This window comes from Actinomycetospora atypica (assembly GCF_042653685.1).
GTDB lineage: Bacteria > Actinomycetota > Actinomycetes > Mycobacteriales > Pseudonocardiaceae > Actinomycetospora > Actinomycetospora atypica.
The window spans coordinates 48,794-61,840 of record NZ_JBHSIV010000028.1 but is presented as its reverse complement, the minus strand read 5'-3'; the positions used below and the strand labels follow the sequence as shown (position 1 = coordinate 61,840).

General features: G+C 69.6%; 12 protein-coding genes and 1 tRNA gene. 5 read left to right on the top strand and 8 right to left on the bottom strand.

All coding sequences use genetic code 11. The features are described from left to right. Positions 1 to 36: 36 nt before the first annotated feature. Positions 37 to 1,515 carry a threonine/serine exporter family protein gene (locus ACFPBZ_RS22160; protein ID WP_378038282.1) on the bottom strand — a complete coding sequence of 493 codons (1,479 nt, stop codon included), beginning with the start codon at positions 1,513 to 1,515 and terminating at the stop codon, positions 37 to 39. 142 nt (positions 1,516 to 1,657) lie between these two features. On the opposite strand from ACFPBZ_RS22160, the gene ACFPBZ_RS22155 reads away from it, so the two are divergent. Beyond that, positions 1,658 to 1,733, top strand: a tRNA-Thr gene (locus tag ACFPBZ_RS22155). A 63-nt stretch (positions 1,734 to 1,796) separates the two neighbouring features. Here the strand turns inward: ACFPBZ_RS22155 and ACFPBZ_RS22150 are convergent. After that, on the bottom strand, positions 1,797 to 2,069 hold the full coding sequence (locus tag ACFPBZ_RS22150) for a tyrosine-type recombinase/integrase (RefSeq protein WP_378038281.1): 273 nt from the start codon (positions 2,067 to 2,069) through the stop codon (positions 1,797 to 1,799). 6 nt (positions 2,070 to 2,075) lie between these two features. Here ACFPBZ_RS22150 and ACFPBZ_RS22145 point away from each other — a divergent pair, with 6 nt between their 5' ends. Further along, on the top strand, positions 2,076 to 2,210 hold the full coding sequence (locus tag ACFPBZ_RS22145) for a hypothetical protein (RefSeq protein ID WP_378038280.1): 135 nt from the start codon (positions 2,076 to 2,078) through the stop codon (positions 2,208 to 2,210). Between the two features lie 257 nt (positions 2,211 to 2,467). On the opposite strand, the gene ACFPBZ_RS22140 is transcribed toward ACFPBZ_RS22145, so the two are convergent. Further along, a complete protein-coding gene (locus ACFPBZ_RS22140) occupies positions 2,468 to 2,773 on the bottom strand; it encodes a hypothetical protein (RefSeq protein ID WP_378038301.1) in 306 nt (101 codons plus the stop codon). Positions 2,774 to 2,951: 178 nt separating this feature from the next. Here ACFPBZ_RS22140 and ACFPBZ_RS22135 point away from each other — a divergent pair, with 178 nt between their 5' ends. Then, entirely contained in the window at positions 2,952 to 5,630 is a 2,679-nt protein-coding gene (locus ACFPBZ_RS22135) for a P-loop NTPase fold protein (protein ID WP_378038279.1), read from the top strand. Here ACFPBZ_RS22135 and ACFPBZ_RS22130 read toward each other — a convergent pair. The 4 genes from ACFPBZ_RS22130 to ACFPBZ_RS22115 form a co-directional block, all read right to left on the bottom strand. Further along, positions 5,533 to 6,711, bottom strand: coding sequence for a rolling circle replication-associated protein (locus ACFPBZ_RS22130; RefSeq protein WP_378038278.1), 1,179 nt, complete (start codon positions 6,709 to 6,711; stop codon positions 5,533 to 5,535). The genes ACFPBZ_RS22135 and ACFPBZ_RS22130 overlap by 98 nt on opposite strands. A 1,205-nt stretch (positions 6,712 to 7,916) precedes the next feature. Then, positions 7,917 to 8,264 (bottom strand): PAS domain S-box protein, encoded by a 348-nt coding sequence (locus tag ACFPBZ_RS22125; protein WP_378038277.1) that lies wholly within the window; start codon positions 8,262 to 8,264, stop codon positions 7,917 to 7,919. A 55-nt stretch (positions 8,265 to 8,319) separates the two neighbouring features. Beyond that, entirely contained in the window at positions 8,320 to 8,895 is a 576-nt protein-coding gene (locus ACFPBZ_RS22120; protein WP_378038276.1) for a plasmid pRiA4b ORF-3 family protein, read from the bottom strand. Positions 8,896 to 8,920: 25 nt separating this feature from the next. After that, positions 8,921 to 10,003 (bottom strand): SPL family radical SAM protein, encoded by a 1,083-nt coding sequence (locus ACFPBZ_RS22115; RefSeq protein ID WP_378038275.1) that lies wholly within the window; start codon positions 10,001 to 10,003, stop codon positions 8,921 to 8,923. 113 nt (positions 10,004 to 10,116) lie between these two features. On the opposite strand from ACFPBZ_RS22115, the gene ACFPBZ_RS22110 reads away from it, so the two are divergent. Then, positions 10,117 to 10,578, top strand: a complete 462-nt coding sequence (locus tag ACFPBZ_RS22110) for a group II truncated hemoglobin (protein WP_378038274.1) — start codon at positions 10,117 to 10,119, stop codon at positions 10,576 to 10,578. Between the two features lie 103 nt (positions 10,579 to 10,681). Continuing rightward, positions 10,682 to 12,559 carry a penicillin-binding transpeptidase domain-containing protein gene (locus tag ACFPBZ_RS22105; RefSeq protein ID WP_378038273.1) on the top strand — a complete coding sequence of 626 codons (1,878 nt, stop codon included), beginning with the start codon at positions 10,682 to 10,684 and terminating at the stop codon, positions 12,557 to 12,559. Positions 12,560 to 12,597: 38 nt separating this feature from the next. Here ACFPBZ_RS22105 and ACFPBZ_RS22100 read toward each other — a convergent pair whose 3' ends face one another. Next, complete coding sequence (locus ACFPBZ_RS22100; RefSeq protein WP_378038272.1) at positions 12,598 to 12,852, bottom strand: YncE family protein; 255 nt, start codon at positions 12,850 to 12,852, stop codon at positions 12,598 to 12,600. Between the last annotated feature and the right edge of the window lie 195 nt (positions 12,853 to 13,047).

Genomic DNA, 13,047 nt, shown 5'->3' with positions numbered 1-13,047 from the left:
GGGCCTAGAAGATCCGGGGCCTAGAAGATCCGGGGCCTAGAAGATCCGGGGTCGGCGCGTCCGCATCGACGCCGTCGGCGAGCCCCGCCAGAGCCTCGCCACCGGCCAGCCGATCTGCTCGCCGAACGACACCCCGGCGGCCAGCGCCAGGCTCACGACGAAGGCCAGGAGGCTCGTCAGGGTGCCGGTCTGGATCTCGGTGACCGACCCGCTCGACTGCATGGACCCGTCGAGCCCGACCACCGCGAGCTGCGCGAACCCGGTGTAGAGCATGAGACCGGGCAGCAGCGGCATGATCCCGGCGACCACCAGCACCAGCGGGGGAAGCCCGAGGCGCGGCGGGATCATGATCGCGATCAGTCCCAGGACGGTGGCGGCCGCCGCCGACGCGACGACCTCGCCGAGCCCGCCGTTGATGCCGAGCGCGTAGATCGTCCAGGCCGCCGCCCCGCCCGCCGCGGCCACCGGCAGCGACGTCAGCGGCGCGTAGGCCGAGAGCGCGAAGAACATGCCGGCCGCGGCCGCCGCGACGAGGTGCAGCGCGTCGGCCTGCGGGGTGGTGGCGCCGGGCAGGGCGAGCGCGTAGGCGAGGGCCGTGGCGCCCCCCAGCGTCGCCGCCAGCTTGATGGAGACGACCACCCCGACGAGGAGGCCGCCCGTCCCCAGGACGACCTCCACGGCCCGTCCGGCCGCCGTCAGCGGGAAGCCCGTGATCGCGTCCTGGACGAGGCCGACCAGGGACAGCCCGGAGAGCAGCACGATGATGCCGGTGGCGACGACGACGGCCGGGGAGTCGAGCAGCACCCCGGTGAAGGTCAGGCCGAGGGCCACCGTCGTGACCACCGCGGCCGCGAGGACCTGCTGGAAGAACATGGGCACCGAGCGACGCCCGAGCCACCGCGCCATGCTCCAGACGACTCCCGTGAGCACGAAGCTCACCAGCGCGACCCCGGGCCCGCCGCCGATCAGCACCGAGACGGCGGAGGCGAACACGGACCGGGAGACCCCGGCGACGTAGCGCGGATAGGGGTGGTTGGCCTCCACGGCGACCGAGAGCCGCCGGAGCGCCTCAGTGGAGTGGATGGGGGAGTCGGTGTCGACGATGTCCTTGATCAGCGCGTCGACGGTGGCCAAGCGCGTGTAGTCCTGCGTGCGGTACCGGACGTTGCGCATCGTCGTGACCGGCCCGGCCTCCACCCCGCGGTGGCAGCACATGGTGATCGTCGAGAACGCGATGTCGACGTCGCACGTCGGAAGGCCGTAGGCGGCGGCGATCGCGAGCATCGTGTCGTGCGCGACCGCGGCCCCCGCGCCGGTGGCCAGCTGCACCTCCCCGACCCGCAGGGCGAGGTTGAGCACCCGGATCACGATGGTCTCGTCCGCGACCTGCGGCCCGGTCATCGCGGGCAGCATGTTGTCGCGGACCGTCGGCGCGTCGAGCGCGGCGCGACGGACCTCGTCGGCGGTCGGGATGGGGACGTGGCGGCGGATGGAGCCGCGCGCTCTCTCGCTCACCCGCACGGGCGGGTCCTCCTGTTCAGGCTCCGGGTCCGGTGGTGTCCGGTGGAGTCCGGGGATCTTCATAGGTGCTTGCCCTCGGGAGACGCGTCGGGTGCGCGGACGTTGCGGCGGCGTGACCCCTACGATGGTGCCTGTTGCCGGCGTAGCTCAATCGGCAGAGCACTCGCCTTGTAAGCGAAAGGTCCGGGGTTCGATTCCCCGCGCCGGCTCCAGCTCAGAAGCCCCTTCCCGATGCCGGGTTGGTGCCGATGTAGCAGCGCGTGTAGCGATGGCGTTCACAGCTCCCTCCACTCGATCGCGTCGAGCGCCTGGCGCATGGCGTCGAGGTTGGTGTGGGCGTAGATCGACATCGTCACGTCGATGTGGGCGTGGCGGGCGATCGCCTGGACCACGTGCGGCGGCGTCCCGAGGCCGAGGAGCAGGCTGACGACCGTGTGCCGGAGGTCGTGGAGCCGGACGCCGGGGAGGCCGGCCAGCTCGCGGACCTTCTCGAAGTCGCGGCCGAGGTTGCGCGGCTCGGTGGGCGTGCCGATGGTCGAGGCGAACACGAGGTCGTGCTCCTGCCAGACGTCGCCGGCCTTGTCCCGTTCCTCGTCCTGACGGCGGCGGTGCTCCTCGAGGACGCGCGGGCCACCTTCGGCAGCGGGATCGTCGCCTCGGACGCCTCCGTCTTGGCCTCGGCGATGTAGAGCCGACCGTCCGCCCGCTGCACGGTCTGGGCGATCGTGACGGCGGCCCGCTCCTCGCCGATGTCCTGCCAGCGCAGGCCGAGCAGCTCCCCGTGGCGCAGGCCGAGCGTGGCGGCGACGACGTAGAGACCGTAGTGGCGCCGGTCCTTGGCCGCCTGCAGGAGCTTGTGCGCCTGCGCAACTATGAGGCCCTTCCCGACCTTGTAGCGCGGGACTGAGACCCGGATGAGCTTGGCGACGTTGCGCGTGACCAGCTCCTAGCGCTGAGCCGCCGCGAGGCCATTGCGGAGGACTTGGTAGATGTACTGGACCAGGCGCGGGGACGGCCGTCGCCTACAGCAGCGTCCGAACGAGCAGCAGCGGTCCTTCTCCGGGCAGCGGACGTCGAGCCCGTGCACGCAGTAGAAGCAGCGCTCGCGGACGCCGACCCTGAACGCGCGGACGTGGGCCGCGGTGAGCCGCCGGGGGCGCCTCCGGCCCAGCCCGGGGACGATGTAGAGCCGGACGGCGTTCTTATAGCCGACGTAGGTCGTGGGCCGGCGCTCCTCGCGGACAGAGACCAGCCAGCGCTCGAACCATTACGCGACGCTGTACGACCGGTCCGGGACCGGGAGGCCATTGGCCGAGTTGACCTTTCCACCCCGATGTCGCTGTCAGGAGCCACGAGGGGGTGCCTCTTACCTCTTCGACTACTCAGGTGTAGGCAAGCAGGTCAACGCAGCAAGCAATGCAGGGGGGGAAATGCTAGATAGCGACTCCTATGTCCGCTACCTCACAACTGACAAAGAGGGCGCTCTCAGGGAAATTGCCGAGAGGGTTTCCGCAGGTGAGGTCATTCGGGACGCAGAGAGCGCCTCGCAGAGTCAAGACTCGCTTTACCGCCTACAGCGTAGGGCGAGGGACTGGGACAGCGAAGTCGAAGGCTTCCTACGCGCGATCTTCATGCCACAGTCAGAGGTCGCCCATGACTTTTCGAAACAGCAAGATGATCTCCGAGTCGCTCTGAGTGCCGATCTCAGCTCGGGAGACCAGTTCTTGGAGATGGGCGATCGGGTAGCAAGAGATGTTCAGAGCTACATCGGCCACAAGGTCTCGTACCTGCGGGGTCTCGTCAACAATCTTCGCTATGCGCCAACACCTCCGGAGTGGGACTCAGCTGAGAGCCAAGAGGAGTACGACGATGAGCGCGTGAGCGTGCCGGTTCTCGGCGCTGAGACCTATAGACCGTCGCTCGGAGGGGGCGACTTCAGCGATCTGCTGAGCGGAGCACGATCCAAGTCTGCCTTTGCAGCGCTCGACTCGGACGCGGTCGATGCGTCGAAGGACCTGCTGAATGTTAGCCGAGACGCAGACGCTCTCGGGTACATGCTGGCTGCCAAGAACCTCAGTTTCCCTTTATCGGTTGCGATTTTCGGCAAGTGGGGTTCGGGCAAGACGTTCTTTCTCCGGCGCATTCGAACGCAGATTGCCACTCTGTGTGAGATCGCTAGTGGCGTCGAGCGACCTTCTGAGTTGTACCTGCACAGCAGGATTGCGCAAGTTGAATTCAACGCTTGGCATTATGCCGAGGGGAATCTCTGGGCGTCCTTGACTGCACATCTCTTTAGCAATCTCCATGTGGCGCGGGAGTCCGATACTGAGACAGCGGCCAGGAGCGCGGAGATAGTTCGATCGATCGAGTCGATCGAGCAAGAGGGACGAGAAGCACACTCTGCCTTTTCCCGTCTTGAGCAACAGAAATCGGAGGCAAAGGCCGAACTTGAGGAGCTTCAACGGAAGCGGAGAGGCGAGGAAGAGGCGCTAAAGCGTCCTTCCGCAATAGCCATACTCAGGCGTGTATCGCTCACGGACGACGAAAGGAACGATCTCAAGGGAGCGCTCCAGACCGCTGGCTTATCGCTACCGATCGAAACAGGGAGAGAGGCCTTAAGTGCCATCAAAGAAGCGAGGGGAAGGCTTGCGGGGTCGCATGCGCGGAGCCTCCTGGCGCGCGGCGGCTGGACGTTCTGGCTAGCCTTCGCCGCAGTACTCTCTGTGCCCTTTCTCAGTTACGTCATCGCGCAATGGGATCTAACTGGAGTCGGGAACTTACTGGTTTCGCTTTGCCCCGCCGTAGCTGTGGTTACGGCGGTGGTTCGTCGAGGTAGTGCACTTGTAAGCTCCGCTGCGGGTCGACTCGAACGCGCTGAAGAGGAAATAATGCAGGAGCTGGAGGAGAAGACAGCGGAAGTCGACCGGGAGATTGCGCAGAAGGCTGCCGAGATAAACCAGACTGATATCGAGATTGAGAGGGCGAAGGCCTGTTACCTGGAGCTTGCCGGAGAGTTGGCCTACCTCGAAGACTCCTTGAAGCAGGTGACTCCCTCTAGGCTCTTGGGGGACTTCCTATCCGAGAAGTCTGAAAGTGACGAGTATTCGAGACTGCTCGGCCTTCCTGCCAGCGTGTCACGTGATATGTCTCGTCTCTCCAGTCTCATTGAAGAGAACAATCAGGCAGGCGAGGACGGCATAGGAATTAACCGTGTCGTTGTCTATATCGACGATCTAGATCGCTGTGAAGCGAAGCGCGTTATTGAAGTCTTGCACGCAGTGCATCTTCTCTCTTCGTTTCGCAATATTGTTGTCGTCCTGGCGGTAGACGTGGCATGGTTGGCGTCCGCGCTCCGCAGCCACTACGTTGAGCTTGCGAGGGAAGGTGAAGCGCGCGGAGACGTTGCTCTCCAATACTTGGAAAAGATCTTCCAGATTCCCATCTGGACGGAAGCAATGAGCAGCGAGACGAAGTCTGATTATGTGCGCCGATTGATTCGGGAGGGGCGTCGGGAGGTGGTCGAGTCGTCCCAACGCGAGCTTCGCCCGCGGCCTACAAAGGGCGGAAACCCGAAGCCGACTCGTGAGAATCTCGCGGTCGAGGATTCGCTGCACGTCGAGCCGGTCTCGACGAGAACTCATGACGATCTGTTTGACCCTCTTGAGCTAGAATTCAGTGAGGACGAGGTGCAACTCATAAGCGAAGCGGCATCTTTGCTCGACGATTCCCCTCGGGCCATCAAGAGATTTCTAAACGTCCTTCGCTTGCTGAAGATGGTCCTCGGCTCCGATGCAGTTACTGATCGAGCGAGGGCTGTGCAGCATGCACAGATACTATTACTGGCTCTCTGTAGCGCAGAATACTATAGGCCGGTCGTGGAGCAGCTTCTCGGTGAGAAAGCTATCGACTACGATGACAGCGTTATCCGGCTGCGGCAACTCCTCACCCAACTTGATGATAGCCCCGCCACGCGAAATCTAGTTGCGTGGCTTGACCGGCATCCAAGCTGGACTAAGGTGTCTTGGGACGAGATTTCAGATGTTGCGCCCTGGATCTTGAGGCACACATTCTACGGCCCGTTTGCGTTGGTAAATCGCCCGCGCTGGTGAATCGCGAGTAAGCGTAATTCGCGCTGTGTGCGGAACTCGCTGCGTCGGCCGAGCAACCTAGCCCCGGTTGCCATTGGTCATGAGGCGGACGCGAGAGCGCGGCGGTAGCGGACTCGACCGGTGGCTCGATTGACCCGGAGCTTTCAAGTCTGCTGCGCCGGCGCTGGGCTTTGGCCCGGCGGCGGCCGCAGCGGCCGGCGTGGATGCCGTCCTCAGGGGACACGTGAACGGTTTGAACAGCACGCTGGAGGGGCCAGACGGCCCAGAAGCGCCCAGGGCCGGTGCCGGGTTCGGACCACTCCGGTGGGACGTGGTGCTGGTACTCCTTCGACGCCATCAGCCCGTGCTTGGTGAAGTAGGCCGCGACCCGACGCGGGTCCGTGGCCCGCAGGCCCTCGGCGTAGTCCAATGCGGTGCCGGCGCGCTCGTGACGGCGGCGCTGTTCGGGGTCGGGGTGGTCGACGACGTCGGCCCACGCCGCGGACAGCCACACCGCGAAGGTCTCGCCCCTGGTCCGGGCCCGGCCGTGCGGCGGCGTGCAGAGCATGTGGACGTGCGGAGCACCGCGGCGCTGGAACTCCAGCTTCCACACGCAGGCCCAATCTTCACCCCAGGTGCGGGCGTAGCGCTTACGCAGGGCCTTCATGCGCCGCTTGAGGCCGGCGCCCATGGGGACGACTGTGAGCCAGTCGCCTGGGTAGGTCAGCGTGACCATCGCCGGCAGCCGGCCCGAGGCGTAGAGCGGGATGTAGTCCAGCTCGCAGAGCCGGCGCACTATGTTCGCCCGCGACTTCCGCGACCAGGACGTGATCGCCGTGCGCGGTGCCGCTGGCTCGGGCCACTCGCCGGTGGCGATGTGCGCGGCCACCGCGGCGTCGATGTCCTTCACGTGCGCCGCGCGCGCCCGCTCCTCGGTGCGCTCGCGACGCGCCCAGTCCCGGCAGGCGACCGCGAACACCCCGGGTCCGACCGTCAGCTCCCACCGCCGCCCCTCCGCGAGGGTCCCGGGCTCCTCGCGGATCGCGGGCAGCATCGCGGCGGCCGCGTCGACTAGCTCGGGGGAGGGGAACGCGGGGTCCACAGCCCGGCCACCGAGTCCGGGACCTGCGTCTCGTCGAGGTTGTCAGGCTCGGTGTCTGCGGTGTCGCTGGGCCCGCGGCCCGATATGGCACATAGAACAAGCCCAGGCCGGCCGCCTTCGGCGACCGGGGCGGCCGGGTCGGACGCGGCCGGCTTCGGCCGGCCGCTCCTGTCTTCGACCCGCACCGGCGGGCCGGCCTCGCCTCCGACAGCCGCCACGAACGGCGAGGCAGCGGCAGCGGGCGTGTACGTGCGCCACGGATCAGGCAGGGCGGGCAGCGACCGTCGCGACGAACGAGCGCCCAAGGACCAAGGCGACGAGGACGAGCGGGACCGCGTGCTCGAGGTGGGGGAGTGGGACACGGCGACGCCTCTCGGAGAGGCCGTCTCGCGGAGCGTGTGACCGGATGCGGACGCGCGGGATCGCCACAGGACCCGTCGGGGTCTGCGGTGGGCGAGTCAGGAGGGCCGTCTCGCGCCCTAACGGTCAGAGCGGCGAGACGGCGGCGGACAGGATCAGCGGATGACGGGAGAGCGCGAGCCTTCGGCGACCAGGCGCTCCGCCCTGGACCCGGGCACCACCAAGGGAGTGGCCGGAGGGCGCAGGTGCGGTGATGAGTTGGTCGGGACGGGGTCTCGCCCTCGTTAGAGCTTCCGGGGTCTGACAGCCCGCTCGCACCGCCGCAAGGGCCAGGGTCAGAACGAAGGCCGGCGGTGTAGACGAGGTGGCCCTTGCCCCGGCACGATCGACCTGTCCGAGGCGACCCCGCGCCGCCCAGGGAGAGACCTCGAGGCCGTTCCATGCGGCGGGCGCCGTGTAGCAGCCATGTAGCAGCGACACGCGATCCGAGGCGGTCCAGCGGAGCGAGATCCGCTCACGGACCCGAGGCAGGACGACGCGCGTACTTCGCTAGCCGGTTGCGTGGCCCTTGTAAGCGAAAGGTCCGGGGTTCGATTCCCCGCGCCGACTCCACGTTCCACCTGCACCGATGCTCCCGCCGAGGCCGCGTGGAGCGCCTGTGCCGCGCCGCCTGACGCTTGATCGAACTCTGTGTGGCGAAGTGCTCGCTCAACGATCACCTTGCCGCAAAGGAGACGATCATGGGCCTGCCCGCCGGTGGCACGCCTGTGCAGCCGCCCGCCCGGCATCGCGCGCGCTCGCGCAGCTCGACGAACGACCGGGAGATCGAGTGAGCGCACTGCGGGTCAGCCGAAGGGGCGGACTCCCGTGCTGCCGGACGGCGCGTAGATGGCCATCGCGCCCAGGCTCGTTCCCAAGGCATCGCAGAGCACTAAGAGACGGCCCGGGAAGTTCCGGACCTCGCCGTCCGCGCACAGGACAGGGAGGTCGGCTGCCAGGTCCTTGATCGCCGGGGCCGCCATCGCACGGTGGAAGCCGGCCCAGTGGGCCTCGCGGAGGTGCTCCGGGACCACGATGTCGACGGGCCGGCCCAGGACGTCGGTCCGCGCGTGCCCGAAGAGCGCTTCGGCGCCGTCGTTCCAGCCGGTGATCGCTCCACTGACGTCGGTCGTGATCACCGCGTGCTCGTCCACGCCCGGCATCCTGGCGGAGTCGCGGGCGCGGGTCTTGGACGAACCCGATCGGGCGTCAGCCCGCGAGCGGCTTCCAGGCCAGGATGGCGAGGGCCTTTTCGCGGTCCTCCCGCAGCGGGTCCTCCGGGTCGATCTCCAGGAGCCAGTTCAGCTCGTGGTCGTCCGGGTTGCGCCGCGCCTCCTCGAGGACGCCCGGGTACTGCCACGGCCCACCGATGTCCTCGGGCGGGCAGGCGCGCTCGGCCTCGAGCACCCGGGGATACGTGACGCCGGGCTCGGGCTGCGTGACTTCGTGGACGGCGATCGTGTGCTTCCAGTTGTCGCCGAAGTCGTAGGTGTACGTCATCGAGTCGCCGGGCCCGAGGAGCGTGGCGAGCTGGGTGTCGGTCTCGCTCTCGAGGTTGAACCCGTCGGGCTCGGGGTCGCCGTAGGAGAGGCCCTTGTGCTCGAACTCGTGCAGGTGGGAGTTCCCCCAGCCCATCGCGGCCTGGATGACGTAGTGCACCTGTTCGAGGGTCGAGTCGCCGGCGAGCTCGACGCGCCGTCGGATCGGCGGATCGACGTTGTCGAGGACGATGTCGACCACGTAGATCAGGGTCTGCTTCGTGATCCGGCGGACCTTCGGCGGCATGGCCGAGATCGTGCCAGGGCGACGATCAGGTCCAGTAGAGGAGCCGGGCGTCCGGGAGCTGGTCCTCGATCATCCCGGTGATCTTCTCCTTGAGCTCACCCATGACGTCGTTCTGGTAGATCATCTTGACCGCCCCGAACTTGCCGCGCTTCTGCTTGCGCTGCTCGGGGTCCATCTCCAGGTGCGTCTTCGGGTACCAGGTCTCGAGGGTCTCCTTGCTGCCCGGCGTGAAGCGGTGGGTGATGCACTCCAGCGTGAGGTCGGCAGCGTCGGGAACCGCCTGGGCGACCGTGGCGAGCAGCGCCGCGTAGGCCTGCTCCCAGCCCTCGTCGGGAATGATCGGCGCCAGCGTGACGCCCACCGGCCAGCCGGCGTGCGCGAGCGTGCCGAGGGCCTCGACGCGGGAGGCGACCGGGTCGGTGCCGCCCTCGTAGCGCGACCAGGGGCTCAGCGAGAAGCGCAGGCGGGTGCGGCCGTGGTGGGGGAGGTCGAGCAGCGGCGCGACGTCGGCGAACTTCGTGGTGGCGCGCAGCTGGACGGGGCCGGCGAAGTCGTGGGTGCCGAAGTGGGCGATCGCGGCGGCGAGGCTGCCGGTCGCGGGCTCGATGCCCAACGGGTCGGTGTAGCAGGACGCCTCGAAGGTGGTGCCCTCGTGGGCGCGCGCCTCGCTGACCGAGGTGATGTTGCCGCGGCCGACGTAGCCGTCGAGGTTGTCGAGGATGCGGTCGAGGTCGGCGTAGACGCGGGTGATCGGCGGGCCGGTGAGCGAGCCGGCGAGGTAGCAGTACTGGCAGTGCGCGGGGCAGCCGCGGGCGAGGTCGACCCGCCAGTCGGCGCTGGGCGGGATCGGGTCGAGCTTGCGGGCGGAGTCGGGGCTCACGACGACGGCCAGGGTCGCCTTGGCGCGGGAGTAGGTCTCGCGCTCGGTCTCGCCCTTCACGCCGGTGATGCGGTCGACCTTGAGCAGCTCGATGTCGTCGCACCCGAGGGCCTCGCATCGCCGGACGATCTCGTCGGCGTGCGCGTGCTCCTGGGCGGCGCGGGTGACACGGACGTGGCGCGGCACCCAGGCGCGGTGGCGGGAGCGGTGCTCAGCGGGTGCGGTCATCCGGAGGGCTACCCAGGTGGGCGGGGTCGTACCGGCCGGCGGACGTGACGTCCGAGTCGTGCCGGGGACGGAATGCTCTGTCGCCTGACCGTCCCACTGATTACAGTGTTGCAATGACGCCGACGCTGCACGAGTGGGCCGGCGGGACCGACGCGTTCCGCCGTCTCATCGACGCGTTCTACGACCGGGTCGAGCGCGACGAGCTGCTGAGCCCGCTCTTCCCCGGCGGCGTGACCGAGGAGCACCGCGCGCACGTGACGCTGTGGTGGGCCGAGGTCTTCGGCGGGCCGGCGGAGTACACCGAGCGGCTGGGCGGCTACGAGCGGATGCTCGCCCACCACCGCGGGCTCAACATCACGCCCGACCAGCGGCGGCGCTTCGCCGAGACGATGAGCCGCGCCGCGGACGACGCGGGCCTTCCCGACGATCCCGAGTGGCGCGCGGCCTTCGTCGGCTACGTGGAGTGGGGCACCCGGCTGGCGCTGGCCAACTCCCAGGACGGCGCGGAGGTCGTCGAGCAGGCGCCGGTGCCGCAGTGGGGCTGGGGGGTCGCGCCGCCGTATCAGCCGAGCTGACGACGGACGAGTCGCCGCGGTCGGCCGGAGGGAGGCGGTGACCGGGCGGCGTCGGTCACCTCGTCAGGGGTGGCACCCACCGTTGCGGCCCTAGGGTCATCTGATGAGCCGAAGCCGCGTCGTCGGGTGGAGCGGGGCGCTGCTCGTGGCGACCCTGCTGGGCGGAGTGCTCGTGGGGTGCGGGGCGTCCGGGGCGCAGCAGGAGGCGGCGCGGGTCTTCCTCGACGCATGGGCCCGCGGCGACCTGCGAGCGGCCGCCGCGGCGACCGACGCGCCGGGGGAGGCGGCGATGGTGCTCGACCGCGTCGACCGCTCGCTCGGGCTCGCCGGCGGCGAGCTGGCTACCGCGGACGTGCGGGAGGAGAACGGGCTCACGACCGTCACGTACACGGCATCGTGGCGCCTCGACGGAGTCGTCGAGCCGTGGCGCTACGACGGTCGCGTGGCAGTGGCGCCGTCCACGAACGGCGACTGGCGGGTGCGCTGGCAGCCGCAGGACGTGCATCCGCAGCTGGGGCCCGGCGGCACCTTCCTGCGTCGGCGCACGCTTCCTCCACGCGCCGCGATCCTCGACGCGTCGGGGCAGGCGCTGGTAGCGCCGACCCCGGTGGTGACCGTCGGGATCGTGCCCGGGCGCACCCCCGACGTCGCCGCCCTCGCCGGCCGGCTCGCCGCGGTCCTCGGCATCCGCGCCGAGGACATCGTGAGCGACGCGCGGACGTCCACGCCGGATGCGTTCGTCCCGGTGATCACGTTGCGGCGCCCCGACTACGACGCCGTCGCCGATCGCGTCCGGGACCTGCCCGGCACCGCCTTCCGTGAACGCCTCCAACTGCTCGGGCCCACCTCCACCTTCGGCCAGCCACTGCTCGGGCGCGTCGGCACCCCCGACGCCGAGGAGCTACGCGACGTCGGGCCGGGCTTCACCGCCGACGACGAGGTCGGGACCTCGGGCCTGCAGGCCGCGCTCAACGAGCCGCTCGCGGGGCGGGCCGAGACGACGATCGAGCTCACCGACCCCGGAACCGGACCCACGACACTGGCCCGGTTCCCCGGCGGGCCCGGGCAGCCGGTGACGACGACCCTGGACCTGCGCACCCAGCAGGCCGCGGAGACCGCGCTGGCCGGTGTCGCCCCGGTCGCAGCCATCGTCGCCCTACGCCCGTCGACCGGAGCGGTCCTCGCCGTCGCCAACAGCGCTGCCGCGCCCTTCGACGTCGCCCTCGGTGGCCGGTATTCACCGGGCTCGACCTTCAAGATCGTGACGGCGGCGGCCGCGCTCGGCGCCGGCACGCTGCGCCCCGACAGCCCGGTCGGCTGCCCGGCCACCACCGCCGTCGGCGGGCGGGTGATCCCCAATGCCGACGACTTCGCGCTCGGCACGGTGCCGTTCACCGACGCGTTCGCGCGCTCGTGCAACACGACGTTCGCCGAGCTGGCGGGCCGCCTGCCCGACGGGGCGCTGGACGACGCGGCCGTCCGGTTCGGCATCGGCGCGGGCTGGCAGCTGCCGGTCGAGGCCTTCGACGGGTCGTTCACCCCGGGCGCGGACCCCACCGCCCGGGCGGCGAACGCCTTCGGCCAGGGCACCACGCTGGTGAGCCCCCTGTCCGAGGCGCTGATGGCAGCCGCGGTCGTCCGCGGCACGACGCCGACCCCGACGCTGGTGCCCGACCGTCCCACCGGCGTCGCGCGTGCTCCCGCCCCCCTGCCCGACGGTGTCGCGGCGGCCCTCGCCCCGATGATGCGGGCGGTGGTCACGACGGGGACCGCGACCGAGCTGGCCGCGGTGCCCGGCGGGCCGGTGGCCGGGAAGACCGGCACCGCCGAGCACGGCCAGGGCGACCCGCCGCCCGCGCACTCCTGGTTCACCGGGTACCAGGGCGACGTCGCGTTCACCGTCTTCGTCACCGACGGTCAGACCGGCGGGACGCCCGCCGACCCGATCGCCGCCCGGTTCCTCACCGCCCTTGCCGGCTGAACGTCGACGGCGCTGCCCCGGTCGATCGGGCCCGCCGGTCACACCCCGCAGAGTGCCGCCGCGGGGGCCGAGCCGATGACCTCGCGCGTCGTGGTGTCGACGACGGTGTCGGGCCCGTCCGCGTGACTGACCGTCAGGCGGGAGCCGTCGGCGGACATGGTGAGCCCGGTGGCCCCCGCGCCGACCGAGAGGTGGGCGACGGTCTTCTCGACGCGGGTGTCGACGACCCTCAGGGTCCCGCTCGCGGGGTCGAGCACCCAGAGGAAGCGGCCGTCGAGGCTGTGAACCTGCACGGTCGGGCAACGCTCGGCGGCCACCGTCGTGTGGCTTCTTGCCGGAGCGAGCGCGGCGCGGTGCCGGACGAGGTCGATCACCCACCGGTGGTGGCCCTGCCGGTCGTGCGACCCGTGCTGACCACGCGGGTGGACGTGGTCGTGGTGCGCCGGCGCGCCGTGGTCCCGGCCGGGCAGGCAAGGCCGCGGCTTCGG

Excerpts from the sequence above, each read along its gene's own strand:
- ACFPBZ_RS22115 (WP_378038275.1), bottom strand. The coding sequence starts at position 10,003 with ATGACCGCACCCGCTGAGCACCGCTCCCGCCACCGCGCCTGGGTGCCG.
- ACFPBZ_RS22110 (WP_378038274.1), top strand. The coding sequence starts at position 10,117 with ATGACGCCGACGCTGCACGAGTGGGCCGGCGGGACCGACGCGTTCCGC.
- ACFPBZ_RS22105 (WP_378038273.1), top strand. The coding sequence starts at position 10,682 with ATGAGCCGAAGCCGCGTCGTCGGGTGGAGCGGGGCGCTGCTCGTGGCG.
- ACFPBZ_RS22135 (WP_378038279.1), top strand. The coding sequence starts at position 2,952 with ATGCTAGATAGCGACTCCTATGTCCGCTACCTCACAACTGACAAAGAG.
- ACFPBZ_RS22120 (WP_378038276.1), bottom strand. The coding sequence starts at position 8,895 with ATGCCGCCGAAGGTCCGCCGGATCACGAAGCAGACCCTGATCTACGTG.